This window comes from Synechococcus sp. KORDI-49 (assembly GCF_000737575.1).
In the GTDB taxonomy this organism is placed as follows: domain Bacteria; phylum Cyanobacteriota; class Cyanobacteriia; order PCC-6307; family Cyanobiaceae; genus Parasynechococcus.
This window is the reverse complement of the sequence record NZ_CP006270.1, coordinates 1747195-1771560: the sequence shown is the minus strand read 5'-3', so window position 1 is coordinate 1771560 and position 24366 is coordinate 1747195. Positions and strand designations below refer to the sequence as shown.

Below are 24366 nucleotides of genomic sequence, written 5' to 3'. Positions count from 1 at the left end.
CCTGAGTTCCTCTCAAACACGCCTTTTCCCATGACCTCCTCCCAACCCCTCGATCTGCGTCTGCCGACCCCTGGCTGTTACAACGATCCCGAACGCGCCGGGCTTGATGCCAAAAGCGTGTTCGACGGCATGACCGAGCACCTGTTCTTCACGCTCGGCAAACTCGCGCCCACCGCCAGCCGCCATGACCTCTACATGGCTCTGAGCTATGCGGTGCGGGATCGCCTGATGATGCGTTACCTCGCCACCACCGAGGCGATGCGGGCCCACCCCCAGAAATCCGTGGCCTATCTCTCCGCGGAATTCCTGATCGGCCCCCAGCTGAACAACAACCTGCTCAACCTGGGAATCCAGAAGGAGGTCGAAGAGGCCCTGCGGAATTTCGGGATCGAGTCGCTGCAGCAGATCCTGGAGGTGGAGGAGGAGCCGGGGCTCGGCAACGGCGGCCTCGGCCGTCTGGCGGCCTGCTACATGGAATCCCTCGCCAGCCTGAAGATCCCCGCCACGGGATATGGCATCCGCTACGAATTCGGCATCTTCGACCAGCTGATCCGCGACGGCTGGCAGGTGGAGGTCACCGACAAGTGGCTGAAGGGCGGCTGGCCCTGGGAACTGCCCCAGCCCGATGAGGCCTGCTTCGTCGGCTTCGGTGGCCGCACCGAGAGCTACATCGACGACAAGGGCAGCTACCGCTCCCGCTGGATCCCCGCCGAACATGCCATCGGCATCCCCCACGACGTGCCCGTCCTGGGATATCGCGTCAACATCTGCGATCGTCTGCGCCTCTGGCGCGCCGACGCCACCGAAAGCTTCGACTTCTACGCCTTCAACATCGGCGATTACTACGGCGCCGTTGAGGAGAAGGTGGGGAGCGAAACCCTCTCCAAGGTGCTCTATCCCAACGACGGCACCGATGAAGGCCGGCGTCTGCGTCTGAAGCAGCAGCATTTCTTCGTGAGCTGCTCTCTCCAGGACATGCTGCGCAGCCTCGACAACCGAGGCCTGTCCGTGGAGGACTTCCCCAAGTACTGGACCGTTCAGCTCAACGACACCCACCCGGCCATCGCCGTGGCGGAGCTGATGCGCCTGCTGATCGACGACCGTCACATGGATTGGGAGAAGGCCTGGGACATCACCTCCCGTTCCGTCGCCTACACCAACCACACCCTGCTGCCGGAGGCCCTGGAGAAGTGGGACCTCAACCTGTTCAGCAGCCTGCTGCCCCGCCACCTGGAGCTGATCTACGAGATCAACCGCCGGTTCCTCCAGCAGCTGCGTCTGCGTTACCCCGGCAACGACGCCATCCAGCGCAAGCTGTCGATCATCGATGAAGACGGCAGCAAGGCGGTGCGCATGGCGCACCTGGCCACCATCGGTGCCCACCACGTGAACGGAGTGGCGGCGCTGCACTCCGATCTGGTGAAAACCGACCTGCTGCCGGAATTCGCCGAGCTCTGGCCCGAGAAATTCACCAACGTCACTAATGGCGTCACCCCCCGCCGCTGGGTGGCCCTGGCCAATCCCGAGCTGTCCACCCTGCTCAACGAGCACATCGGTGAGGACTGGATCTCCAACATGGAGAACCTGCGCAAGCTGGAGGAGCGTCAGAACGACCACGGCTTCCTCGAGCACTGGGGCGAAACCAAGCTGTCGGTGAAGCGCAAGCTGGCCGGCTACATCCACAAGAACACCGGTGTGCTGGTGGATCCCTCCACCCTGTTCGACGTGCAGGTGAAGCGCATTCACGAATACAAGCGCCAACACCTCAACGCCCTGCAGGTGATCACCCAGTACCTGCGGATCAAGAACGGTCAGGCCGACGGCATGGCCCCTCGCACGGTGATCTTCGGCGGCAAGGCGGCTCCCGGCTACTACATGGCCAAGCTGATCATCCGTTTCATCAATGGCATCGCTGACACGATCAACAGCGATCCCGACATGGACGGACGCCTGCGTGTGGTGTTCCTGCCGGATTACAACGTGAAACTGTCGGAGCGGGTGTATCCCGCCTCCGATCTTTCGGAGCAGATCTCCACCGCCGGCAAGGAAGCCTCCGGCACCGGCAACATGAAGTTCGCCATGAATGGTGCCCTCACCATCGGCACCCTCGACGGCGCCAATGTGGAGATCCGTGAGCTGGTGGGTGCCGAGAACTTCTTCCTGTTCGGCAAAACCGTCGAAGAGATCAAGGCTCTCAAGGAGCAGGGTTACCGTCCCGGCGACTTCATCGCCGCCGTCCCTGAGCTGCAGGAAGCCCTGCGCCTGATCGAGATGGGCCACTTCAGCAATGGCGATGGCGAACTGTTCCGGCCTCTGCTGGACAACCTCACCGGCAACGATCCCTTCTTCGTGATGGCGGACTTCGCCGACTATCTGCGCGCCCAGGAAGCGGTCAGCCTCGCCTGGACCGATCGGATGCACTGGAACCGCATGTCGCTGCTGAACACAGCACGAACCGGCTTCTTCTCCTCCGACCGTTCCATCGCTGAGTACTGCCAGAACATCTGGAACGTGGAGGCCCTGAACGTCGAAATCACCTGCGACGTGCGCTGATGGCCGACCTCTGCCTGGTCATCAATCTCGGCAGTTCCAGCCTCAAGGCGGCCCTGGTGGATTCCACCGGGACCGCCCCCTGGCACAGCAGCCGCAGCATTGCTGCGGATGAATCTCTCGACGAGGTGCTGGAGAGCTGGCTGGCACCGGAATTGGAAGCCCATCGCCAGGAGGTGAGCCTGATCGGTCATCGGGTGGTGCACGGAGGTGAGCGCTTCACAGCTCCGACCCGGATCACACCAGAGGTGGAAGCGACCCTCGAGGAACTGATTCCCCTAGCCCCACTGCACAATCCGCCAGCCCTGAAGGGCCTGGCCTGGAGTCGGCGCTGGGCGCCGCAGCTGCCTCAGTGGGCCTGCTTTGACACCGCCTTCCACAGCAGTCTGCCGGCGGCGGCCTACAGCTATGCCATTCCCCAGGACTTCCGCTGCCGTGGCTTCCGCCGCTTCGGGTTCCACGGCATCAACCATCAGCATGTGGCGGAAACCGCCGCAGAGCAGTGGCGCAGTCAGGGCAGGGACCCATCAAGGCTGCGGCTGATCAGTGCCCACCTCGGCGCCGGCGCCTCGCTGGCTGCCGTGAAAGGGGGGCGCTGCATCGACACCACGATGGGCTACACCCCGCTTGAGGGCCTGGTGATGGCCACCCGGTCGGGCAGCATCGATCCAGGCCTGCTGCTGGAGCTGATGCGAGAGGGTTACAGCGAGGACCAGATGGCCAGAATCCTGCAGAAGGAATCCGGACTGAAGGGGCTGTCGGGCCTCAGCGGCGACATGCGTGACATCCGTGAGGCCGCTGCCCACGGCCACAACGGAGCCATCCGGGCCCTCGAGGTGTTCCGTCACCGCTTGCTGCAGTTGCTCGGCTCAATGGCAGCGAGCCTCGGCGGAGTGGACGTGCTGGCCCTCACGGGAGGGATCGGCGAACACGACCGACAACTCCATGAGGAGCTGAGCGAGTCTCTTCAGTGGTGGGGAGCGTTCACCACCGTGGTGATTCCAGCGGATGAGGAGGGCATGATCGCCCGCCTCTGCCGACGCCACAGCGAAACGCCGGCGTCAGCTGCGGTCGGGTAGGTCGGGCGTCTGGTGAAGCAGGCGGTTCAGCCGCAGCCGATCCACATTCAGCGGATCGGGAGCCAGCTCACCCGCCAGTTCCCGGAATTTCTGCTCGATCTCTTCGGGAACGCGCACATCGAAGACCCGCTCCATCAGAGCCTCAATCGAGAACAGATGGGCATTGATGTTCTCCAGATCAGCCATCGCCTGCTGAAGCGCATCAGACGACTCCTCACCACCTCCAGCGACGGAGAGAGGCTGGGCTGACGCAGCCTCGGCCGCACGGGAGCCGTGCTGCTTCTGAAGGTCTTCGAGGACGCGACCGGACAGCGTTCGGAAGGATTGGAGGGCGGCCCAGCTGAGCTCTTGCTGCTGGCGCAGCGTCGGGAACTCACGGATCAGCCGGTCATGCTCCCGGTAGAACCTCTGACAGTCCGGGCATTGGCAGGGCTCTTCCGGCACCGCAGTCCCTCTTACACATTCCACATCATGGCATCCGTCAGGCCGCAAGGGGATCAGAACTGTCGTCGGCATCCTTCTCATCGTCCTCAAGGGTTCCAGGCAGGGGAATCTCGATGGACGACACCACCTGAATCACATCCCTGAGCCGCATGGAATCGGCGAACCAGCCCATGGCCTGTTCGGTGTCGCCGCGACGTTCTGCGTCGCTGGCCTGATCCTCATGGGCTTCAGCCAGAAGGGCAAGCCAGCACAGGCACCTGGCCTGGACCACTGAGAGATCGAGATCCGCCTGCTGGGAATCGGCGATCCGCTCACTTTCCTGCTGCACCAGCAGGCGAAGACGGAGATCGTGGAGCTGGGTCATGGCACCCACCTTGTTGGCCCAACCCTAGCGGTGGTGCGCGATCAAACCACCCCACCAGATGTAGCGGTGATTACAGCGAGACGAGGCTCGTGACGGGGCTGGCGGGACTCGAACCCACGACCTACGGTTTAGGAAACCGTCGCTCTATCCGGCTGAGCTACAGCCCCAGGGACCGATGGCCCTGGACCCTCAAATTATGCCCACGGGGCATGATGGAGAATGAAAGCAGGCGAGGTGGTTGCGATCGGATCCCACCGGATCCGGTTGAGGAAAGTCCGGGCTCCCCGATGGCCAGGCTTGCTGGGTAACGCCCAGTGCGGGTGACCGTGAGGAGAGTGCCACAGAAACACACCGCCGATGGCCCCGTGGGGACCTCCCCCAGGCACAGGCAAGGGTGCAAAGGTGCGGTAAGAGCGCACCAGCAGCATCGAGAGGTGCTGGCTCGGTAAACCCCGGCTGGGAGCAAGGCCAAGGAACGACGGCTGGCCATTGGCCCCGTTCCGTCTGAACGCGCCGCTCGAGGCCGGCGGAGACGTCGGTCCCAGATAGATAACCGCCCACCCTCCTTGGAGGTGTGAACAGAACCCGGCTTATGTCCTGCTTTCACCCAATCCGAACAAACCAAGAAGCACATCACTTAGCAACCAGGATCGTCTCTTCAACGACTTAGCTAAACTGAATTCAAGCTTCGACGGACAGCATTTCAGGAGACGACCGAGATGGCAGCGGACTCTGAGAAAGTTGCCGCGCTGTTAGACGCAAAAAATTATGCAGAGGCTGAAAAGCTTCTAAAAAGAGGCATTCGAGAGCTCCCTAACGACAGAGCTCTTCACAATCTCGCCTTCCGCTTATACAAAGCAACAAAGCGACCAAAAATCGCCCTGAAAACTGCACAACGCCTGATTGATCTTGAACCAGATCATTGGAAGGGATATGCACGTGCATCCAGATGCCTAGACGACCTGGGCTCAACACAAGCAGCGATTGCAATCCTGGAAAAAGGGCTTAAGCAACAGCCCAAAAACAGGCGCCTGACAAAAATTGCGTTCAGATTATGCAGCAAATTAAAACACAGGAAAGCCTTTCAATACCAGCTAAAACTAGCCTTTCTTTGCCCCAAAAAGATCAAATTACAAACTCAAACGATTCTCAATTTGATCCACATGGGAAAAACAAAAAAAGCCAAGAAATTACTCAAAAAAGCGATTTCATCTTCTCCTGCCTGCAATCAACTCATTGAGCTTGAGAAAAAAATGAACCACTATATGTCTACCAACCAGGAAAGATTCAGTCCTAAGCAAATGCCGCCTTCAATCTGCATCGCAGGCAACTGCCAAATTCAAGCAATTTCTGAATGGCTGGAAGAAAGCTTTCCATTTTCCCAAATCAAATGCCTTGAACCGTATCACTTGATTGAGCACCAATCGACCATTGACAATTGGCTTGAAGATGTAAAAAGCGCCGATATGATTTTCATGATACCAGTCAAAGAGGGGTTTAATGGATTTCGCTTTGGATCTGAAAAGGCATCTAAAGAGTGTCACCAAGAATCACTATTCATCAGCTATCCCTCTTTTCACTTTGAAGCATTTTACCCACTCTTTGGATACGTAAAAACAAAAGCAGGAGCAACGCTCAGAGGAAAAGACCTTCAACACTCAGACCACCTTTATGGCGATTACCATGACTTTCTTGCCATGCAACTAAGCCAGGAGACCGATGGCAGGATTGAAAAGTTTTTTCATGCCATTTATCTCACCGAAAAAGATCACTACAAGGGATCTACGGTGATTCACAATGTAGCCGTGAATTCATTTCTACAATTCTCAAAGAGGTATCCAAATTATGCCGATATTCTACAAGACAACCTCGAGGCAGGAACTGGCCATACATTCAACCATCCAGGCAACCAGTTTCTCCAAAAAATGTATTTAAAAATATGGACGAAGGCTTTAAAGTGCGATGCTGCATACTACATACCCTACACAAAAGATCCACTCAATCAACTACAACTTCCCATACCATCCTTCGTAACAAGGTCACTCACCTCAACGCATTTCCAACACCCATGGGAAGCCTCTGGGCAGATTGAGGCACGAACGTCATTACAAGACTACGTGCCTCAAATCAAGACAAGCATTAACTTATACAAAACCAATCCAAGCATCTTTGATCACAATGCAAGCCACCCCAAACTTACAATAGCCCGAAATTTCATCAACGAAATGCTTAAATAAGCAGCTTTATTGAAGGCTACGCCATGCGATCAAGCGAAAGATGATCGCTTGGCGGATCCGTCAGCACTCTCACTTTTTAGCCACGAAAAAGCTGAGTGGGCGCCCAACATAGCCATACAGTTCAGAGTGCACCAACAAAACATAGGCATCTTGAAAGCCGATATTTCGCAAGTGATCAAGTACATCCCAGCCAAAGTAACGAAAGCAGAGAACACCATCAGGCTTCATCGGATCCCCGTGATACTCCGGTGGCATGAGATGAACAATCTCACCGTCCTGAACGACAGCACGCACTGTATTTTGCTTTCTCCCGGAATCAAACGGTGCTGTCCAGATGAATGTTCCTCCGCCATCCAAGCAGCGAAAAACCTCCTGCATCGAACGGTGAGCGTCCACGACATGCTCAAGCACATCAAAACTCATAACGAGATCAAATGATTGGTCAGCAAAACTTAATCGTTCGAGATCTTCATGCCGAACACCCTCTGCATTGACCATTCCAGGAGAAAAGTTCTCACCAAGGTATTCACTACCAACACAGTCGGGGTATTGCCGTTGCACGGCACGAAACAGCGATGTGACCTGTTCAGTGAGATAAATACGAGAATCGGGATACAAATCAGCCACAAGATCCATCAGATGAATCGAGGCTCTCATCCTGTTATTCAACCCTGTTTTAGGGCACACAAATGATTCTCTGTCGTTCCTGATCCAGCGTCCTTCAACCTGTTGCCGGTTCACAATCATTTGAACCTTGCGACCAGCAGGATAGGAAAAAGCCTTGAAGCGCGTTTGATTCTGATCGTCAACCCATGCAAGAGCATCATTGACTCTTGCGAAATGAGCCTCCATCTGCGGTGCGTAACGATGGCAATAGTCATGAAATTCATCAAGACTTCTGAGTCGGTTCAACCGGATGGACATCGATCAATACTTTTTAAGCCAATTTAACTTGTTTGCATGCAGCTGCATCGCAACAAACTAAAATCGTCAAGCCAGCTGGTGCTGTCATGTCCTCACCGGAAGTGAACAAAGCTGACAAGCTGCTGAAATGGCTGAATCAACAGGCGCTGGATGTCATCAACACAGAACCTCTGCAGGAAGCTCTGACCCACACCTCTGCTGGTCGATCCAGCAATCACGAAGAACTGGAGTTTCTTGGAGATGCCGTGCTGCGGCTGGCGGCAACGCAATACTTACGTCAACACCAGGGGGAACTCAGTGTCGGCCAGAAGTCCGAGCTGCGGGCATGGCTGGTCAGCGATCGCTGGCTTGCGATCTTCGGTGATCAGATCGGTTTGCTGGAGCTGATCGACATGGGTGAGAAGGGGCGTCATGACACCACCGCCACCAACACGATCCTGGCGGAAATCACCGAAGCGATGATCGGCGCTGTGTTCACCAGCTCGGGGATCGATACCGTCCTCACCTGGCTCACTCCTCACTGGAACAGCTCAAGTGCGGAGATGCTGCGCCACCCGGAACGGTTCAACAGCAAATCGAGCCTTCAGGAATACAGCCAGGGTCTCGGGCACGGCCTCCCGGTCTATGCCACTGAGCAGATCAGCCAACACCATGGCGACCCGCAGCGGTTTCGGAGCATCGTCTCCGTGGCCGGGGAAACGAGCGCCGAAGGATTCGGAAAATCCCGTAAGGATGCTGAGCAGCAGGCCGCCAGGGAAGCACTGGCTCTGATCCGGCATCAGAGCTCAGCAGCAACATCAACGTCGAGCGATGTCCCGCAATGATCACAATGGCTCGCATCAACACGGTGTCCACGCCGTCCACAGGCCACGCAGGCTTCTGGGCGGACGGCCTGACGGCTTTGATGGTCCTTCAGGCCGGAGACCGTCAGAAGTCCGGTGGGGATCGCGATGATGCCGAATCCGAGCAGCATCACCACCGAAGCCAGCAGCCGCCCTAGAGATGTCTGGGGAACGTAGTCGCCGTAGCCGACGGTCGTCATGGTGACGATGGCCCAGTACACGCCATTGGCCACAGTCTTGAACTGGGTGTTTGGGTTGACACTTTCAATCACAAAAATGAAATAGCCCAGCACCACCTGCAGCATGACGACGAAAAACAGATACACCGCAATCGTGCGGGCATTGGTGCGCAAGGCTTGCCCCATTCCCCGTGCTTCATCGACAAAACGGAGCAACTTGAAAACACGCAGAATTCGGCCGAATTTGAACACCCAGAGCAGAATTTCACTGCGCACCTGCGGCACGAAGAAGAACAGAACTGCAGTGAAATCAACCAGCCCGTAGAAGCTGAAGAAATACCGTTTCGGCCGTTCACTCACATACAGATGCAAGAAGAAGTCGACCGAGAAAACAGCCAGGCAGATGTTCTGAATCGCATCGATCCAGGCCACATTGGTTTGCCGCAGGGCGGTGTTGCCGAAAGGATCCGGTTCCAGCATCAGAGCCAGAACACTCAACAGAATCGCCCCGAAAACAATGATGTTGTAGAGCTTTCCTGCCGGTGTGCCCGCTTCCAGAACGACCGTTCTCAGTCGGGAGCGCAAACGTCGCGGAACGGGCATATCGATCAGGCGGGCTTCAGATCCCTCAGCCGAAGCGTCACCAGCTTGTCCCAGTTACCACCCTCGAACAGCACTGCAGCTCGATCACCACTGATCCGCTGAACGAAGCCGGTGTAACCGTTGTAGATCGACGTCACATCCTCAACGGTGACCGTGGAGCCAGGGAGGATCGGGGCTGCAGCGCTCGCCATGGATCGGGCACGGTTTGGTCTGACGCCATTATCAGCAGAGCGATCGACCACTGCATGGATGACAGCGAGGACTGGCTCATGGTGGGACGGGTTGTCGGGGCCCAGGGACTGCAGGGAGACCTGAGGATCAATCCCAGCAGCGACTTCCCGGAACGCTTCACCCGCCCTGGCCCCCGCTGGCTCAAGGCAGCTGCAGGGGGCCATCGCCAGGAAGTCGCCCTGGTCCGCGGTCGCCAACTGCCGGGGAAGTCGTTGTTCGTGGTGCATTTCGAAGGAGTGGACGATCGCGCCGCCGCGGAGGCCCTGGTGGGGCGTGAGCTGCTGGTGCCTGCTGACGATCGGCCGGAGCTGGAGGAGGGGGAATTCCACCTGCTCGATCTGGTGGATCTGGACGCCCGCCTCGACCCGCAGGGGCCAGCGATCGGTCGGGTGACGGATCTGATCAGCGGAGGCAACGATCTGCTGGAAATCGAGCTCAAGGATGGACGCCGGGTGCTGGTGCCGTTCGTGGAGGCGATCGTGCCGCGCGTGGTTGCGGAGGAAGGTTGGCTGCTGCTGACGCCGCCGCCGGGGCTGCTGGAGCTTTGAACCCGTCCTGCCAGTCGACAAAGCACCTGCCATCAGGCGATCCTTGAGCCCTGGATGAGCGGATGTCTTGGCTGCCACCCCACTGATCCCCGTCATCCTCTGTGGCGGAACCGGGACCCGTCTCTGGCCGCTGTCGCGCGCCAGCTACCCGAAGCAGTACTGGGCTCTCAGCGGCGATGGTGAGTCGACCCTGCTGCAGCAGACCCAGCAACGACTGAATGGCCTCGACGGCCTCGGATCGCCGCTGCTGATCTGCAACGAAGACCACCGGTTCATCGTGGCCGAACAGATGCGGCAGATCGATGTGGAACCGAACGCGATCCTGCTGGAGCCGATGGGACGGAACACGGCCCCGGCGGTGACCGTGGCGGCCCTGCAGGCGACGGCGGATGGCGCGGATCCGTTGCTGCTGGTGCTGGCCGCGGATCACGTGATCCGCGATGCCAGCCACTTCCGTGCAGTGGTGGAAGCCGGCCGGCGACCGGCGGAGGAAGGACGACTGGTGACCTTCGGCATCGTGCCGACGGCACCGGAAACGGGTTATGGCTACATCGAAGCCGCCCAGCCCTTCTCCGGCGGCCCGCTTCAGGATGTGCCGATCGCCCGCTTCGTGGAGAAACCCGACCGAGCCACGGCGGAAACCTTTCTCAGCACGGGACGCTTCACCTGGAACAGCGGCATGTTCCTGTTCCGGGCCAGCGCGATGCTGGCGGAGCTGGAACGCCTGTCACCAGAGGTGGTGAGCTGCTGCCGGGCAGCCCTCGAGCAGGACACTGCGGATCTGGACTTTCTGCGGCTCGAGCGAGAAGCCTTCGCGAAGTGTCCGAACATCGCCATTGATGTGGCGGTGATGGAAAAAACCGAACTTGGGACGGTGCTTCCACTCGATGCCGGCTGGAGTGATGTGGGCAGCTGGAGTGCTCTGTGGGAAACCTCCGACCGGGACGGGAATGGCAACGTGCTGCAGGGCCGGGTGATCAGCGAAGGCAGCCGCAACTGCTACCTGCGCAGCGAGCACCGACTGGTGGTGGGTCTGGGCGTCGAGAACCTGGTGGTGGTGGAGACCGATGACGCTGTGCTGATCGCCGACCGCTCCAGGGCACAGGAGATCAAGAAGGTGGTGAAACAGCTGGAGGCCGATGGCAGCCCGGAAGGCAAGGCCCACCGCAAGATCTACCGCCCCTGGGGCCACTACACCTCCGTGGTGGAAAGCAGCCGCTGGCAGGTGAAGCGCATCTCGGTGAAACCGGGGGCCAGCCTGTCGCTGCAGATGCACCACCACCGCGCCGAACACTGGGTGGTAGTTCGCGGCACCGCCGTGGTGGAACGCGACGGCGAGCAGCAACTGCTCGGTGAGAACCAGAGCACCTACATCCCCCTGGGGTGCCGTCATCGCCTTTCCAACCCAGGCAAGATCCCTGTGGAGCTGATCGAGGTTCAGAGCGGCACCTATCTCGGGGAGGACGACATCGTTCGCTTCGAAGACCGCTACGGCCGCAGCGATCAGCGCATCCCGGTCCAGTCCTGAAACCAGCCGCGTTTCCAGAACCAGCTGATCTGAACCACCGACAGACCGAACATCACCGCCAGGCAGATCGGGTAGCCGTAGCGGGCATCCAGCTCCGGCATGTTCCAGGGGGATGACTCCGGATTGAAGTTCATGCCGTAGACCCCGGCGATGAAGGTGAGTGGCACGAAGATGCTCGAAATGATCGTGAGCACCTTCATCACCTGATTCATGCGGTTGCTGATGCTGGCCATGTAGCTGGTGGTCACACCGTCGCACTGATGCCGCAGCAGTTCGGTGGTTTCGAACAGCACATCCACGTGGGTGTTCACCTCCCGGAACCCGCGCAGAGCCTCACGATCCAGCAGGCGTTTCCCCTGACGGATCAGCACGATCAGCTGACTGCGCAACGGCCAGATGATGGTGCGGATGCGGCGCAGCGTGGCGCGGATGGCATAGGCCCTCTGCAGCACCCGCGGCGACGGTCGCCGGAGTGATGCTTCCTCAAGATCGTCCAGGTGGTCCGCCAGCGTTTCCAGAAGAGGCAGCACGTCATCGAGCACCTCATCCAGCAGAAAGAAGAAGATGTCGTCCAGATGACCGCGGGCCGGCGACTCCGGCAGCTGCTTCAGCCACTGCGTGAGTTCCGGGAAGGAGACCGGCCGGGGGACCTCCTCGACGGACAGCACAAGATTCGGCAGCAGCACCACCCCCACCTGTTCGCTGATGACCCGACCATTCGCGCCCATGTGGAGGCGATGGGTCACCACCTGAAGACACTCGCCAAGGGCATCGACTCGGGTGCGCTGCGGTGTCTCGAGCAGCACGGGATGCAGATCGTCGGGAATCTGCAGCATCCTGAGCACCTCCGCCAGCAGGAGCGGATCTCCGAGCCCCTTGATGCGAACCCAGAGGGGAACGCCCTTGTCCACCAGGGCACTCAGCTGATCAGGTGTGAGGTGCTGATGGGTGGAAACGGCCTCGGGATCGAAGCGCAGCGCCGAGAGCACGGTGGGGGCGATGCCGCCATGGACGAACAGGGGCCCAGGCAGATCCCCTGGACGCTCGCTGAGGCGCCTCGGGCGAACGGCATCACTGCTGCGCCGGACCTGGCGACCGTGGAGGCTTCGATTCAGCTCCACCGACATGCCGCCAGCCATCGGATCGCATCACTCCACCGTCACACTCTTAGCCAGATTGCGGGGTTGATCCACATCCAGTCCGCGATGGGCGGCGATGTGATAGCTCAGCAGCTGCATCGGAACCACCGTGAGCAGCGGGCTGATCCACTCGCTCACCTCCGGGACCGGAAGCAGCTCATCGAAGAGGTCCGTGTCCGGACCCTGCGGAGCCACGCCGATCAGCTGCGCGTCACGGGCCTTGGCCTCCTGAGCGTTGCTGAGCACCTTCTCGAAGACGGCACCCGGAACGGCGATGGAGACCACGGGGACATGGGCATCCAGCAGGGCGATCGGACCATGCTTCATCTCCCCGGCCGGGTAGCCCTCGGCATGGATGTAGCTGATCTCCTTGAGCTTCAACGCGCCTTCAAGGGCAATCGGGTAGTTGATGCCCCGGCCCAGAAAGATCACGTCCTGGGTTTCAGCAAACCGATGGGCGAGGGCTTCGGACTGGCGATCATGGAGCTCTACAAGCTCCTGCAGCTGCTGTGGCAGCTGGCGCAGCTCGTTGGCCATGGCCTTGATCTCATCCGGCGAACGGCTGCCGCGCTGGGCCGCAAAAGCCATCGCCAGGCCATAGAAGGCGAGCAGCTGTCCGAGGAAGGTCTTGGTGGCGGCGACACCCACCTCGATGCCGGCACCGATGTCGAGGATGTGGGGCACCTGACGGGAGAGGGAACTTTCCGGCCTGTTGGTCACACCCAGCTGTCGCGGTGCGAAAGCCGGGTCACCGTGAGCCGTCCGCCGTTCCGCCTCCATGGCAAGAGCCGCCAGGGTGTCGGCGGTCTCGCCGGACTGGGTCACACCGATCGTGAGGGTGTGCGGAGCCAGCGGAGGCGGTGCATAGCGGAATTCACTGGCGTAATGGACCGCCGTGGGAATCCCGGCGTACTGCTCCAGCAGATAAGCCCCCACGAGCGCGGCATGGCGACTGGTGCCGCAGGCGAGGATCTGAATACGCTCGAGGCCGGCATAGAAGGCATCGTCGAAGGGAAGCGCCACAGGCGTCTCCGGTGCCAGGCCTTGCGGCAGATGACGGGCCACCCAGAGCTCTGCCGTCTCCGGCTGCTCATGGATCTCCTTGAGCATGTAGTGGCGGAAGTGGCGCTTGTCGGCCACATGATCAGTGCCGGACAGAACCGAAGGCATGCGCTGCTGCCGCTGCCCCTCGGCGTCGTAGAGCTCCACCCCGAGAGGGGACAGCAAGGCCACCTCGCCGTCCTGCATCGGCAGGATCGTGCGGGTGAAACCGGCCAGGGCCGGCGTGTCGCTGGCACAGAGAAACTCCCCCTCCCCCAGACCGATCAGCAAGGGCGCGGCGCGCCTGGCCACCACGAGAGCTCCGGGAGCGTCCTGCCAGATCACCGCCAGGGCATAGGCCCCCTGCAGCTGAGGCAGAACCACCTGCACAGCCTGCAGCAGCAGGGGGCCTCCGGCCTGACCACCACCCGCCTGGAGCCGCTTCAGCTCGGCAGCCACCAAATGAGGAATGACTTCGGTGTCGGTCTCCGACTGGAAGACCACTCCGGTTGCCTGCAGCTCATCGCGCAGGCTGCGATGGTTTTCGATGATGCCGTTCTGCACCACCGCCACACCGCCATCGCAGCAACGGTGGGGATGGGCGTTGCGCTCTTCCGGCTTGCCATGGGTGGCCCAGCGGGTGTGGCCGATGCCGCACTGTCCTGGAGCCCCCTGCTCGTCGAAACGAGCCGTGAGATTGACGAGCTTTCCCTTGGCTCGCAGGCAGTGCAGCACGCCGCTGCCTGAATCCAGGGAACTGGAGTCGACCGTGGCGATGCCGGCGGAGTCATACCCCCTGTATTCGAGCTGGCGCAGGCCCTCCAGCAACAGTGGGGCCGCCTCACGGGAACCGACCAGCGCAACGATTCCGCACATACAAAAAAGCCCGGCTGTGGCCGGGCAGAGCTTATGGGGTTTTCAAAGGGAGGTTGGGACGATCAGTACGCCAGACCCATGCTGCGGGTGGTCTCATCGCCCAGGTAGACGCGGATGCTGAGGAAGTCGGTGGGGCAGGCGGTTTCACAGCGCTTGCAGCCGACGCAGTCCTCGGTGCGCGGCGAAGAGGCGATCTGACCGGCCTTGCACCCGTCCCAGGGCACCATCTCGAGCACATCGAGAGGGCAGGCACGCACGCACTGGGTGCAGCCGATGCAGGTGTCGTAGATCTTGACGGCGTGGGACATGCCCGGTGCTGATGGAAGGCTTGGCGCCAAACGTACCCGCCAAGACACCCTCCCAGAGCTGGGCCGTCACCGTTGTTAACGCCCGGCTCTGGCGCCCCAGAGGCGTGCCCGTAGGATGCAGCGTCCCGTTGCCACGGCCCATGTCCCAGGAAGCGATCCTCGAGAAAGTGCGTTCGATCGTTGCGGAGCAACTCAGCGTCGATGCTGGCGAAGTGAAGCCGGAATCCAACTTTCAGAACGACCTCGGCGCCGACTCGCTGGACACCGTGGAGCTCGTGATGGCCCTTGAAGAGGCCTTCGATATCGAAATCCCCGATGAAGCCGCCGAGGGCATCACCACCGTTGGTGACGCCGTCAAGTACATCGAAGACAAGCAGGCCTGAGGAGCGGCATGGTGGAGGGTCTCCATCGCGTCGTGGTCACCGGTCTCGGCGCGGTCACACCGATCGGCAACACGGTTGAGGAGTACTGGAGCGGCCTCACAGGAGGTCGCAACGGGGTCGCCCCCATCACGCTCTTCGACGCGTCAGCTCACGCCTGTCGCTTTGCGGCGGAGGTGAAGGCGTTCGACCCAACGGGGCTAATCGAACCAAAGGAAGCCAAGCGCTGGGATCGCTTCTGCAAATTCGGCGTGGTGGCGTCCAAGCAGGCCCTTGCTGATGCAGGCCTCGAAATCACCGACGCCAACGCTGACCGCATCGGCGTGATCATCGGCTCCGGCGTCGGCGGTCTGCTGACGATGGAGACGCAGGCCCACGTGCTGGAAGGCAAGGGACCGGGACGGGTGAGCCCGTTCACGGTGCCGATGATGATTCCCAACATGGCGACGGGCCTGGCGGCGATCGCCCTCGGCACGAAGGGACCCAGCTCAGCGGTGGCAACCGCCTGTGCTGCTGGTTCCAATGCCATCGGTGATGCCTTCCGGCTGCTGCAGCTGGGCAAGGCGGACGCCATGGTCTGCGGAGGAGCGGAGTCGGCGATCACCCCCCTCGGGGTTGCCGGGTTCGCCAGTGCCAAGGCGCTGTCCTTCCGCAACGACGACCCCGCCACCGCCAGTCGTCCCTTCGATGCCGAACGGGATGGCTTCGTGATCGGCGAGGGGGCCGGTGTTCTGGTGCTGGAGACCCTGGCCCACGCGGAAGCGCGCGGCGCCACGGTGCTAGCGGAAATCGTCGGCTACGGCATGACCTGCGACGCCCACCACATCACCTCTCCCAGCCCGGGTGGCGTGGGGGGTGCCGAAGCGATGCGTCTTGCCCTCATGGATGGCGGCATCGATCCCGCCGATGTGGATTACGTCAACGCTCACGGCACGAGCACCCCAGCGAACGACAAAAACGAAACCGCCGCGATCAAGAGCGCCCTCGGGGATCGGGCCCTGCAGATCCCTGTGAGCTCCACCAAATCAATGACCGGCCACCTGCTGGGTGGCTCCGGCGGCATCGAAGCGGTGGCCTGCGTTCTGGCCCTGCGCCAGGGGGTGGTTCCCCCCACGATCAACCACAGCAATCCAGATCCCGACTGTGATCTGGATGTCGTGCCCAACACCGCCCGGGATCAGACACTGGGCACGGTGCTGTCCAACTCCTTCGGTTTCGGCGGCCACAACGTCTGCCTGGCCATCCGACAGATGAGGTAACCGGCGACATCGACGTCATCGGTCAAACTCATACGCATTTCTTACGCACTCCCTCCTACTCACCATGGTCGCTGCTCCCGCTTCTCTCGACACGCTCTGCATCAACAGCATCCGCTTCCTGGCGGTTGATGCGGTCAACAAGTCCAAGAGCGGGCACCCCGGCCTGCCCATGGGTTGTGCCCCGATGGGATACACCCTGTGGGACAAGTTCCTCAAGCACAACCCCAAGAACCCCAAGTGGTTCAACCGCGACCGCTTCGTGCTGTCCGCCGGCCACGGCTGCATGCTGATCTACGCGCTGCTGCACCTCACCGGCTACGACTCGGTCACCATCGAGGACATCAAGCAGTTCCGTCAGTGGGGCTCGAAAACCCCGGGCCATCCCGAGACCTTCGAGACCCCCGGCGTTGAGGTGACCACCGGTCCCCTGGGAGCCGGCATCTCCAACGCTGTGGGTCTCGCGATCGCCGAATCCCATCTGGCCGCCAAGTTCAACAAGGCTGACGCCGAGATCGTGGATCACTACACGTACGTGGTGATGGGTGATGGCTGCAACCAGGAGGGCATCGCTTCGGAAGCCTGCTCCCTGGCCGGCCATCTGAAGCTGGGCAAGCTGATCGCCCTCTACGACGACAACCACATCACCATCGACGGCCGCACCGATGTGTCCTTCACCGAGGACGTGCTGAAGCGCTACGAGGCCTACGGCTGGCATGTGCAGCATGTGGCGGATGGCAACACCGATGTGGATGCCATCGCCAAGGCGATCGAGGCCGCCAAGGCTGTCACCGACAAGCCTTCGATCATCAAGGTGACCACCACCATCGGCTACGGCTCCCCCAACAAGGGCGACACCGCCGGTGTGCACGGCGCACCGCTGGGCGAGGAAGAGGCTGAGCTCACCCGCAAGCAGCTGGGCTGGAACTACGGCCCCTTCGAGGTGCCCCAGGAGGCCTACGACCAGTACCGCCAGGCCATCGACCGTGGCGCCAGCCTCGAAGCCGAGTGGAACCAGTCCCTGGCGGCGTACCGCACCAAGTACCCCAGCGAAGCCGCTGAATTCGAGCGGATGCTGCGCGGCGAACTGCCCGAGGGTTGGGACAAGGATCTGCCCACCGCCGGCCCCGAAGAGAAGGGACTGGCCACCCGCAAGCACTCCCAGATCTGCCTGGGTGCCCTGGGCCCCAACCTGCCCGAACTGATCGGCGGCTCCGCCGACCTCACCCACTCCAACTACACCGACATCAAGGGCGAAACCGGCTCCTACCAGCCGGAAACGCCTGAGAAGCGCTATCTGCACTTCGGGGTACGCGAGCACGCCATGGCGGCCATCCTCAACGGCATCGCCTATCACGACAGTGGCCTGATCCCTTACGGCGGCACCTTCCTGGTGTTCGCCGATTACATGCGCGGCTCCATGCGCCTGTCGGCCCTGAGTGAGCTGGGTGTGATCTACGTGCTCACCCACGACTCCATCGGCGTCGGTGAAGACGGCCCCACCCACCAGCCGATCGAGACCATTCCCTCCCTGCGCGCCATGCCCGGGATGCTGGTGTTTCGTCCGGGTGATGCGAACGAAACCAGCGGCGCCTACAAGCTGGCCATTGAAAACCGCAAGCGCCCCAGTGCACTGTGTCTGAGCCGCCAGGGCATGGCCAACCAGGCGAACTCCTCGATTGAGAAGGTCGCTCTGGGTGGCTACATCCTGGAAGACTGCGACGGCACCCCCGACCTGATCCTGATCGGCACCGGCACTGAGCTCGACCTCTGCGTGCAGGCCGCCAAGCAGCTCAGCGAAGCAGGCAGCAAGGTGCGCGTGGTGTCGATGCCCTGCGTGGAACTGTTCGACGAGCAGAGCGACGCCTACAAGGAAGAGGTGCTCCCCATCGCCGTGCGCAAGCGCATGGTGGTGGAGGCCGCTGAATCCTTCGGCTGGCATCGCTTCATCGGCCTCGATGGCGACAGCGTGACCATGAACCGCTTCGGCGCTTCAGCTCCCGGTGGAACCTGCCTCAAGGAGTTTGGGTTCACCGTGGAGAACGTAGTGGCCAAAGCCAAGGCGCTGCTGAGGTAAGTAAGTCCGTCAACCTCAGGCTAAACCGACTTAAAACCCGACATAAAATATGTCGGGTTTTCATTTAAATACCAATTCACTCTTCGATCTATCTCGAATAATTTTTGCAGGAGATCCATACACCAACACCGAAGACCTTATTGACGACAAAACATTAGACCCACTCCCGATGACAACATCGTGCTCTATTAAAGTACTATCTTTCACCAAGGAACCCAAACCTATAAACGAGCGCTTGCCAAGAAATACGTTTCCACCAATGACAGCTCCTGGAGCAAGCGAAGAAAAATCGCCCAACTGACAGTCATGCTCTACAACTGCCGAAGTATTCACTACGCAGCCAATTCCAATCTCGACGTTGGGACCAACATAAGCAAATGCCCCTACGTAAGAACCCAGACCAATACGCGCCGAAGGGCTCACAACAGCTGAAGAATGCACAACAGGATCCATAAGCGAGGCGCGAGCAAATCGAGACTTAAACCTACGAAAAATAATCTCTCTAAGGAAATTCTCGCCAATAGCAACATGATAAAGAAAACTATCTTCTTGACCTAAGTTTTCATAGTCAATTACGGGAACGCTTTGCAGGCAAAGGCCGGGGGTTATATATTTACTATCAAGGGTTACCTTCAGTTCATCCGCTCTGACACCCTTATACCCAGCAACAACATCAAATACACTATTGGCATGACCTCCCGCGCCAAAAATTACCAAACTGGCCACGACTAACAGCGAAAAGAAGTTATTGACTCTACAACCCTAGATATATCGCTTTCGGAAAGGTCAGGATAAATAGGAAGGCAAATAACTTCAGCCGCAGCCTTGGTGGCATTTGGCAGGGGATAACGCTCTTTGTCATGATAACCACTAAAATAAGGGAAATCATATACCAAAGGATAGAAGTACTTTCTAGGGTAAACCTCGAAAACTTCTTTCATGTGCTCAACCAAAGAATCACGCATCCCAAAAGCATCTAGGCCTACTCGAACAGGAAAATAAGCAGTATTGTGAAAAATGTTTTCAGGATAGCAAGGAAGAGATAACCAGTTAACTCCCGCAAGCAATTCACAATACACCTTTGCTATATTTCTACGCATCTTAATACATTTATCAACATAATTCAATTGACATAAGCCCAATGCCGCAGAAAATTCTGACATTTTTGCGTTGATCCCATTTGATGCCACAACTGACTCACTAACAAATCCAAAATTTTTTAATCTATCCAGTCTCTTCTTGACGGATAAATTTGGCGAGACGACTGCCCCCCCCTCAAAGGTATTGAATACCTTTGTTGCATGAAAAGACAAAGTTGAAAATTCACCAAAATTCAAAATTGATTCATTATCAATCTCAACACCGAATGCATGCGATGCATCGTAAACAACAGGAAGATTATAGTTTTCGCCTAAAGCCTCGAAAGCTTTAACGTCGCAAGGATTTCCGTAGCAATGTACTGGAAGTATCGCACATGTATTAGAGTTAATCCTTTTTTCTACATCAACAGGATCAAGATTGAATGTTATTGGATCAATATCGGCGAACACAGGAATTAAGTTATTCCAGCAAATTGAATTTGCAGTAGCAATGAATGTAAAAGGAGTCGTAATTACTTCCCCAACAAGCCTTAGAGACTTTAATGCGACCAAGAGCGCTAAGGTGCCATTAGAAAATAGTGAAATATTTTTTATTCCTAAATATCGAATCAAATCAGCCTCGAGAAGCTGATGATTTGGACCTGAATTTGTTAGAATTTTCCTGTCCCATATTTGCCTTAATAAAGGTGAGACTTCCTCAAACGGAGGGAGATATGGCTTGGTTACATAAATTGGATCCATTAGAGTAGCAAGAAATGTAAGTACAATTTAGCTTGCATCGGAGGAAAGCGTGAAAGAAGAATCCAGAAAATAGTTCAAGTAATCCTTCGCGAATATATGAGATGAATTCTTCAGACGTTGCAATACATTGAACTGGTTTGCAGCAATGAACTTAGCATATGCTGAAGATTGAATAATTTTTCTTGCTTCGATCACATGTCCATCTGCATCACGGGTGATACCCAATGCACTTTTAGTTGCATTCGTAGAATCAATATAGTTAAGCGCAGATGATTCTCTGTTCTCAGGAGTGTCCATAATTAGACAAGGCACATGAGCAAAAATGGCCTCAAACATTGTATTGCCAGACCCACGCGGAAAACTGTCTACATACAAATCCAAAACATAGCACCATGCTTTCGTATCAACCCATCCAAGATGCTTGATTCTGTCCCTAAAAAGAGATCGGCTTAAGTAATCTTGGATATTCAGAGGTATATCCTGAGAAGCAAATACAAATACAGCTTTATTAAATTCAGAAAGCAACTCTTCGATTACCCTCCAATAGCCTATGTTGTGAAGTTTTTCACTTCTGACAAAGCAGCCCATAACAAATGAAGAATCTGTTATACAAAACTTTTTCTTTGCACACAGGCAAAATTCATCATTCTTGGATTTTAGGCTTAAATGAGGAAATGCTCTTCCTCTGAACCAATCTATCGTATCAAAAGAAAATGCAACAGAAGACGAGCCAATACCTGCGTATTTTTGTATGGTAGGCATGATAATACTATGATATTTCATGGATAAGTATGCCTGAGAAGGACAGGTTTGCATGCCCATATATAGAGTAAGATTCTGAACACACGCTACCCAGCAAATGCTATCAAAATCCTGCATACAACAGTAGCTTCTATACTTTTTAAGCTTATCAAATGTGGATTTAATCTCGGAAAAAGAAACGACCTGAATGCCTGAATGCCTAGCAGAATTCTTGGTTGCATCCAACAAAAGCAAATGGACCTCTATTACAGAGGAAAAGTAATTTGAGCCATGCAATAAAGCATTTAAAAATTCTACATGAGCCAATTCATAAGGGCCTTTCAAAATAAAAAGAATTTTTTTTAAAGATTTATTGTTATTAAGTAGCTTGCTAGGCCGTGGCTCACTGGCTTCTGAGCCTGCGACCCAATGGTCATGGAACCTTGAGGACAAAACTTGCGCATATGAGTTTACATTCCAAAAGGCTGTTCTGAATCTTTCTGGATTTTCAACTCTTCTAACATAAGGAAGAAACAACTCATGATCCAGGCTTGAGAACCAATCAACAGTGTCCTTAAGAGATTGACTCAGGCTGTTGGTTTTTATTACCCTCTCAAGAGAAAGGCGTATGATAGTGTTAAACACATGATCATCCCAAAGCTGAGAGTGAAGGCCAAATTCATATTTATCTTTTAAAATTGCTATCCCCTTGCAAGGCGACTGAATCAAGGCACTAATAATATATTCAGACTCATGTTGAAGCTGAGAAGCTTTCCTAGAAGAAGGGTGCCACTTTAAAAATTCTGCACAGCCCATAAAAGTTTTGTCAATCTGATACTTTTAATTTACAGCAGCTTGATCAACTTTTAGAACTTGTTCTAATGCTTCAAGATCCTCATCCGTAATCTTCGTCTGCATCGGGCAGTGCTTCGGTCCGCACATTGAGCAGAACTCAGCCTGTTTGTAAATGTCGGCTGGAAGCGTTTCATCATGATATTCCTTGGCGCGCTCAGGATCCAGCGACAACTCGAACTGCTTGTTCCAATCGAAGTTGTAACGCGCTCGGCTCAGTTCATCATCTCGATCGCGAGCACCGGGACGGTGACGGGCGATATCAGCCGCGTGAGCAGCAATCTTGTAGGCAATCAAACCCTCACGCACGTCTTCCGCATTAGGCAGACCAAGGTGCTCCTTAGGGGTCACATAGCAGAGCATCGCTGTGCCATGCCAACCGGCCATGGCCGCACCGATGGCTGAGGTGATGTGGTCGTAACCGGGGGCGATATCAGTGACCAGAGGACCAAGCACATAGAAGGGTGCCTCATTGCACTCCTCCATCTGCTTCTTCACGTTGAACTCGATCTGGTCGAGGGGCACATGGCCAGGGCCCTCGACCATCACCTGCACATCGTGCTTCCAGGCCCGGCGTGTCAGTTCACCCAGAGTGTGAAGCTCAGCCAACTGCGCTGCATCGGAGGCATCGTGCTGACAACCAGGTCGGAGCGAATCGCCGAGCGAGAAGGTGCAGTCGTAGCGCTTGAAGATCTCACAGATGTCGTCAAAGCGCGTGTACAGCGGGTTTTGGCGGTGGTGATACAGCATCCACTGAGCCAGGATCCCGCCGCCACGACTCACGATGCCAGTAATGCGACCCTTCACCTTGGGCAGGTGCTCAATCAGCAAGCCCGCGTGGATGGTCTGGTAATCGACACCCTGCTGGCAATGCTTCTCAATGATGTGCAGGAAGTCGTCTTCATCGAGCTTTTCGATCGAGCCATGAACACTTTCCAGTGCCTGATACACAGGAACGGTTCCGATCGGAACCGGGGAAGCGTTGATGATCGCGGTGCGCACCTCATCTAGGTTCACGCCACCGGTGGAGAGATCCATCACCGTGTCGGCACCGTATTTCACCGCCAGCTTCAGCTTGTTCACTTCCTCGGCTGCGTCCGAGGCATTGGGTGAAGCGCCGATGTTGGCATTCACCTTGCACTTGCTGGCGATGCCGATCGCCATCGGCTCGAGGTTCGTGTGATTGATATTCGCGGGGATGATCATGCGGCCCCGGGCCACCTCTTCCATGATCAGCGATTCCGGCAGGTTCTCCCGCTTCGCCACATGGGCCATCTCTTCGGTGATCACCCCCTGGCGGGCGTAATGCATTTGCGAAACATTGGCCTGGCCCTGACGGGGAGACACCCAGGAAGCGCGCATGAGTCGATCGTGCGAGGGAAAACCTAGGGGTTGGCTCTGGCCGGTGCGATCACGCTGGGCACTTCCCTTCGCCGGCATGACCCGGTTCAGGTTCGGAGGGTGTGATCTCAGCCCGGGATCGTTCAGGAACGACCGGGCACCCCTAGTGGTTTTTAAAAGCTAGCAAGCGTTCGGTTAAGCGAGTGAGCGATGAGGCTCGGATACATGCGACCTGGGACAATCTTGCGATTCAGATTTTGCTGTTCCTTTCGAGATGCTGAGGCTGAACCCATCCACGCTCAGCACTGCCTTCGGTCGGCAACTGTTAGAGGGAGGAACCCATCTCAAACCAACGTTTGAGATGACCTTGCTGCCCTTGATCAGCCAGCGATTGCTGGACCCCACCCTGCAGCGGACCAATTCCGGCAGCATCGGCCTAGGCAGTGCCCTCAGCCTGTTTCTGGCCAGCCAGAAGCGCGCGCCGAAGCTGATCGCAGAGGTTGGCACCTACATCGGCAACAGTGCTGCTGCCATGGGCTGTGGCGCAGGACTCATCGGCCAGGCAGTGCAGCTGATCACCTGCGACATGCATCCCTGCACCCAACAGCCATTTGCAGGCCTTCAGCTGCCTGAAGGCAGCAAAGCGCAAGTGGTGCAAGGAAGCAGCACCCAGATGTTCGAGTTTCTCGCCTCCAAAGGAGCCAAGCTCGACATGCTCCATCTGGATGGTCGGCTGATGAAGGAGGACCTTCAGCTGCTGGGCAAGCTGCTAAAACCCGACACCTTGATCGCTCTCGACGATTGCGAAGGCGATGAGAAAGGGCACATGAACCTGGATCTGCTGCGCCGAGCGGGCTTAATCCAACAACACGCATTCGTTGAACCCTTTCCTCGTGAACTGTTCAGGCTCTGGGGCCTGGAAACAAGGTCTGTCACAGGCTTCCTGCTGCCGCAAAACTCGATCAACTTCACCCGGCAGTGACGC

General features: G+C 57.5%; 22 protein-coding genes, 1 tRNA gene, 1 other RNA gene and 1 riboswitch. Of the genes, 11 read left to right on the top strand and 13 right to left on the bottom strand.

Features of this window, described 5'->3' with window-relative positions:
• The first annotated feature begins 30 nt into the window (after positions 1 to 30).
• On the top strand, positions 31 to 2553 hold the full coding sequence (locus KR49_RS08940) for a glycogen/starch/alpha-glucan phosphorylase (RefSeq protein ID WP_043694313.1): 2523 nt from the start codon (positions 31 to 33) through the stop codon (positions 2551 to 2553).
• Complete coding sequence (locus tag KR49_RS08935) at positions 2553 to 3629, top strand: acetate/propionate family kinase (protein WP_043694310.1); 1077 nt, start codon at positions 2553 to 2555, stop codon at positions 3627 to 3629. The genes KR49_RS08940 and KR49_RS08935 overlap by 1 nt, the downstream gene beginning before the upstream one ends.
• On the opposite strand, the gene KR49_RS08930 is transcribed toward KR49_RS08935, so the two are convergent.
• From KR49_RS08930 to KR49_RS08920, 3 genes are all read right to left on the bottom strand, one after another.
• Positions 3612 to 4073, bottom strand: coding sequence for a hypothetical protein (locus KR49_RS08930; RefSeq protein ID WP_043694307.1), 462 nt, complete (start codon positions 4071 to 4073; stop codon positions 3612 to 3614). The genes KR49_RS08935 and KR49_RS08930 overlap by 18 nt on opposite strands.
• A gap of 37 nt (positions 4074 to 4110) precedes the next feature.
• Entirely contained in the window at positions 4111 to 4437 is a 327-nt protein-coding gene (locus tag KR49_RS08925; RefSeq protein WP_043697216.1) for a hypothetical protein, read from the bottom strand.
• Positions 4438 to 4530: 93 nt separating this feature from the next.
• Positions 4531 to 4604 (bottom strand) — tRNA-Arg (locus KR49_RS08920).
• Positions 4605 to 4658: 54 nt separating this feature from the next.
• Between KR49_RS08920 and rnpB the strand changes: the two genes are divergently transcribed.
• Both rnpB and KR49_RS08915 read left to right on the top strand, forming a co-directional pair.
• An RNA gene (gene rnpB / locus KR49_RS13090) (RNase P RNA component class A) lies at positions 4659 to 5046 on the top strand.
• Positions 5047 to 5156: 110 nt separating this feature from the next.
• Positions 5157 to 6674: a WcbI family polysaccharide biosynthesis putative acetyltransferase gene (locus tag KR49_RS08915; protein ID WP_043694305.1), complete on the top strand. Its 1518-nt coding sequence runs from the start codon at positions 5157 to 5159 to the stop codon at positions 6672 to 6674.
• 69 nt (positions 6675 to 6743) lie between these two features.
• On the opposite strand, the gene KR49_RS13370 is transcribed toward KR49_RS08915, so the two are convergent.
• Positions 6744 to 7598 carry a class I SAM-dependent methyltransferase gene (locus tag KR49_RS13370; protein ID WP_084188015.1) on the bottom strand — a complete coding sequence of 285 codons (855 nt, stop codon included), beginning with the start codon at positions 7596 to 7598 and terminating at the stop codon, positions 6744 to 6746.
• 86 nt (positions 7599 to 7684) lie between these two features.
• On the opposite strand from KR49_RS13370, the gene rnc reads away from it, so the two are divergent.
• Positions 7685 to 8422 (top strand): ribonuclease III, encoded by a 738-nt coding sequence (gene rnc / locus KR49_RS08905; protein WP_043694299.1) that lies wholly within the window; start codon positions 7685 to 7687, stop codon positions 8420 to 8422.
• Here the strand turns inward: rnc and KR49_RS08900 are convergent.
• On the bottom strand, positions 8377 to 9222 hold the full coding sequence (locus KR49_RS08900; protein WP_043694297.1) for an ion transporter: 846 nt from the start codon (positions 9220 to 9222) through the stop codon (positions 8377 to 8379). The two genes, rnc and KR49_RS08900, sit on opposite strands and share 46 nt — an antisense overlap.
• A gap of 5 nt (positions 9223 to 9227) precedes the next feature.
• A complete protein-coding gene (locus KR49_RS08895; protein ID WP_043694295.1) occupies positions 9228 to 9413 on the bottom strand; it encodes an NAD(P)H dehydrogenase subunit NdhS in 186 nt (61 codons plus the stop codon).
• A 54-nt stretch (positions 9414 to 9467) separates the two neighbouring features.
• On the opposite strand from KR49_RS08895, the gene rimM reads away from it, so the two are divergent.
• Both rimM and KR49_RS08885 read left to right on the top strand, forming a co-directional pair.
• On the top strand, positions 9468 to 10001 hold the full coding sequence (gene rimM, locus KR49_RS08890) for a ribosome maturation factor RimM (protein WP_043694293.1): 534 nt from the start codon (positions 9468 to 9470) through the stop codon (positions 9999 to 10001).
• A gap of 67 nt (positions 10002 to 10068) precedes the next feature.
• Positions 10069 to 11529 (top strand): mannose-1-phosphate guanylyltransferase/mannose-6-phosphate isomerase, encoded by a 1461-nt coding sequence (locus KR49_RS08885; RefSeq protein WP_043694290.1) that lies wholly within the window; start codon positions 10069 to 10071, stop codon positions 11527 to 11529.
• On the opposite strand, the gene KR49_RS08880 is transcribed toward KR49_RS08885, so the two are convergent.
• From KR49_RS08880 to psaC, 3 genes are all read right to left on the bottom strand, one after another.
• Complete coding sequence (locus KR49_RS08880) at positions 11505 to 12656, bottom strand: magnesium and cobalt transport protein CorA (RefSeq protein ID WP_253912741.1); 1152 nt, start codon at positions 12654 to 12656, stop codon at positions 11505 to 11507. The two genes, KR49_RS08885 and KR49_RS08880, sit on opposite strands and share 25 nt — an antisense overlap.
• Before the next feature lie 21 nt (positions 12657 to 12677).
• Complete coding sequence (glmS, locus tag KR49_RS08875; RefSeq protein WP_043694283.1) at positions 12678 to 14585, bottom strand: glutamine--fructose-6-phosphate transaminase (isomerizing); 1908 nt, start codon at positions 14583 to 14585, stop codon at positions 12678 to 12680.
• A 62-nt stretch (positions 14586 to 14647) separates the two neighbouring features.
• Positions 14648 to 14893: a photosystem I iron-sulfur center protein PsaC gene (psaC, locus tag KR49_RS08870; RefSeq protein ID WP_006850103.1), complete on the bottom strand. Its 246-nt coding sequence runs from the start codon at positions 14891 to 14893 to the stop codon at positions 14648 to 14650.
• 140 nt (positions 14894 to 15033) lie between these two features.
• Between psaC and acpP the strand changes: the two genes are divergently transcribed.
• The 3 genes from acpP (at position 15034) to tkt (ending at position 18606) form a co-directional block, all read left to right on the top strand.
• Positions 15034 to 15276, top strand: coding sequence for an acyl carrier protein (acpP, locus tag KR49_RS08865; protein WP_007099572.1), 243 nt, complete (start codon positions 15034 to 15036; stop codon positions 15274 to 15276).
• Between the two features lie 8 nt (positions 15277 to 15284).
• Positions 15285 to 16532, top strand: a complete 1248-nt coding sequence (gene fabF / locus KR49_RS08860) for a beta-ketoacyl-ACP synthase II (protein WP_043694276.1) — start codon at positions 15285 to 15287, stop codon at positions 16530 to 16532.
• Between the two features lie 64 nt (positions 16533 to 16596).
• A complete protein-coding gene (tkt, locus tag KR49_RS08855; RefSeq protein ID WP_043694272.1) occupies positions 16597 to 18606 on the top strand; it encodes a transketolase in 2010 nt (669 codons plus the stop codon).
• A gap of 60 nt (positions 18607 to 18666) precedes the next feature.
• On the opposite strand, the gene KR49_RS13365 is transcribed toward tkt, so the two are convergent.
• From KR49_RS13365 to thiC, 4 genes are all read right to left on the bottom strand, one after another.
• Positions 18667 to 19332, bottom strand: coding sequence for a NeuD/PglB/VioB family sugar acetyltransferase (locus KR49_RS13365; RefSeq protein ID WP_071839728.1), 666 nt, complete (start codon positions 19330 to 19332; stop codon positions 18667 to 18669).
• A 2-nt stretch (positions 19333 to 19334) separates the two neighbouring features.
• The gene (locus KR49_RS13360; protein WP_071839725.1) at positions 19335 to 20447 is read right to left on the bottom strand and encodes a DegT/DnrJ/EryC1/StrS aminotransferase family protein; all 1113 of its coding nucleotides are present in this window, start codon (positions 20445 to 20447) and stop codon (positions 19335 to 19337) included.
• Between the two features lie 27 nt (positions 20448 to 20474).
• Positions 20475 to 21917 (bottom strand): hypothetical protein, encoded by a 1443-nt coding sequence (locus tag KR49_RS13935; protein ID WP_162176160.1) that lies wholly within the window; start codon positions 21915 to 21917, stop codon positions 20475 to 20477.
• Between the two features lie 111 nt (positions 21918 to 22028).
• Complete coding sequence (gene thiC / locus KR49_RS08850) at positions 22029 to 23402, bottom strand: phosphomethylpyrimidine synthase ThiC (RefSeq protein ID WP_043697212.1); 1374 nt, start codon at positions 23400 to 23402, stop codon at positions 22029 to 22031.
• Between the two features lie 46 nt (positions 23403 to 23448).
• Positions 23449 to 23556: riboswitch (TPP riboswitch) on the bottom strand.
• Between the two features lie 186 nt (positions 23557 to 23742).
• On the opposite strand from thiC, the gene KR49_RS08845 reads away from it, so the two are divergent.
• Positions 23743 to 24363, top strand: a complete 621-nt coding sequence (locus KR49_RS08845; RefSeq protein ID WP_043694269.1) for a class I SAM-dependent methyltransferase — start codon at positions 23743 to 23745, stop codon at positions 24361 to 24363.
• Positions 24364 to 24366: the final 3 nt, after the last annotated feature.

Bases quoted from the DNA above. Each gene is read 5' to 3' on its own strand.
- KR49_RS08940 (WP_043694313.1), top strand. From the start codon at position 31: ATGACCTCCTCCCAACCCCTCGATCTGCGTCTGCCGACCCCTGGCTGT.
- KR49_RS08935 (WP_043694310.1), top strand. From the start codon at position 2,553: ATGGCCGACCTCTGCCTGGTCATCAATCTCGGCAGTTCCAGCCTCAAG.
- KR49_RS08925 (WP_043697216.1), bottom strand. From the start codon at position 4,437: ATGACCCAGCTCCACGATCTCCGTCTTCGCCTGCTGGTGCAGCAGGAA.
- KR49_RS08915 (WP_043694305.1), top strand. From the start codon at position 5,157: ATGGCAGCGGACTCTGAGAAAGTTGCCGCGCTGTTAGACGCAAAAAAT.
- KR49_RS13370 (WP_084188015.1), bottom strand. From the start codon at position 7,598: ATGTCCATCCGGTTGAACCGACTCAGAAGTCTTGATGAATTTCATGAC.
- rnc (WP_043694299.1), top strand. From the start codon at position 7,685: ATGTCCTCACCGGAAGTGAACAAAGCTGACAAGCTGCTGAAATGGCTG.
- KR49_RS08900 (WP_043694297.1), bottom strand. From the start codon at position 9,222: ATGCCCGTTCCGCGACGTTTGCGCTCCCGACTGAGAACGGTCGTTCTG.
- KR49_RS08895 (WP_043694295.1), bottom strand. From the start codon at position 9,413: ATGGCGAGCGCTGCAGCCCCGATCCTCCCTGGCTCCACGGTCACCGTT.
- rimM (WP_043694293.1), top strand. From the start codon at position 9,468: ATGGATGACAGCGAGGACTGGCTCATGGTGGGACGGGTTGTCGGGGCC.
- KR49_RS08880 (WP_253912741.1), bottom strand. From the start codon at position 12,656: ATGTCGGTGGAGCTGAATCGAAGCCTCCACGGTCGCCAGGTCCGGCGC.
- glmS (WP_043694283.1), bottom strand. From the start codon at position 14,585: ATGTGCGGAATCGTTGCGCTGGTCGGTTCCCGTGAGGCGGCCCCACTG.
- psaC (WP_006850103.1), bottom strand. From the start codon at position 14,893: ATGTCCCACGCCGTCAAGATCTACGACACCTGCATCGGCTGCACCCAG.
- acpP (WP_007099572.1), top strand. From the start codon at position 15,034: ATGTCCCAGGAAGCGATCCTCGAGAAAGTGCGTTCGATCGTTGCGGAG.
- fabF (WP_043694276.1), top strand. From the start codon at position 15,285: ATGGTGGAGGGTCTCCATCGCGTCGTGGTCACCGGTCTCGGCGCGGTC.
- tkt (WP_043694272.1), top strand. From the start codon at position 16,597: ATGGTCGCTGCTCCCGCTTCTCTCGACACGCTCTGCATCAACAGCATC.
- KR49_RS13360 (WP_071839725.1), bottom strand. From the start codon at position 20,447: ATGGATCCAATTTATGTAACCAAGCCATATCTCCCTCCGTTTGAGGAA.
- thiC (WP_043697212.1), bottom strand. From the start codon at position 23,402: ATGCGCGCTTCCTGGGTGTCTCCCCGTCAGGGCCAGGCCAATGTTTCG.
- KR49_RS08845 (WP_043694269.1), top strand. From the start codon at position 23,743: ATGACCTTGCTGCCCTTGATCAGCCAGCGATTGCTGGACCCCACCCTG.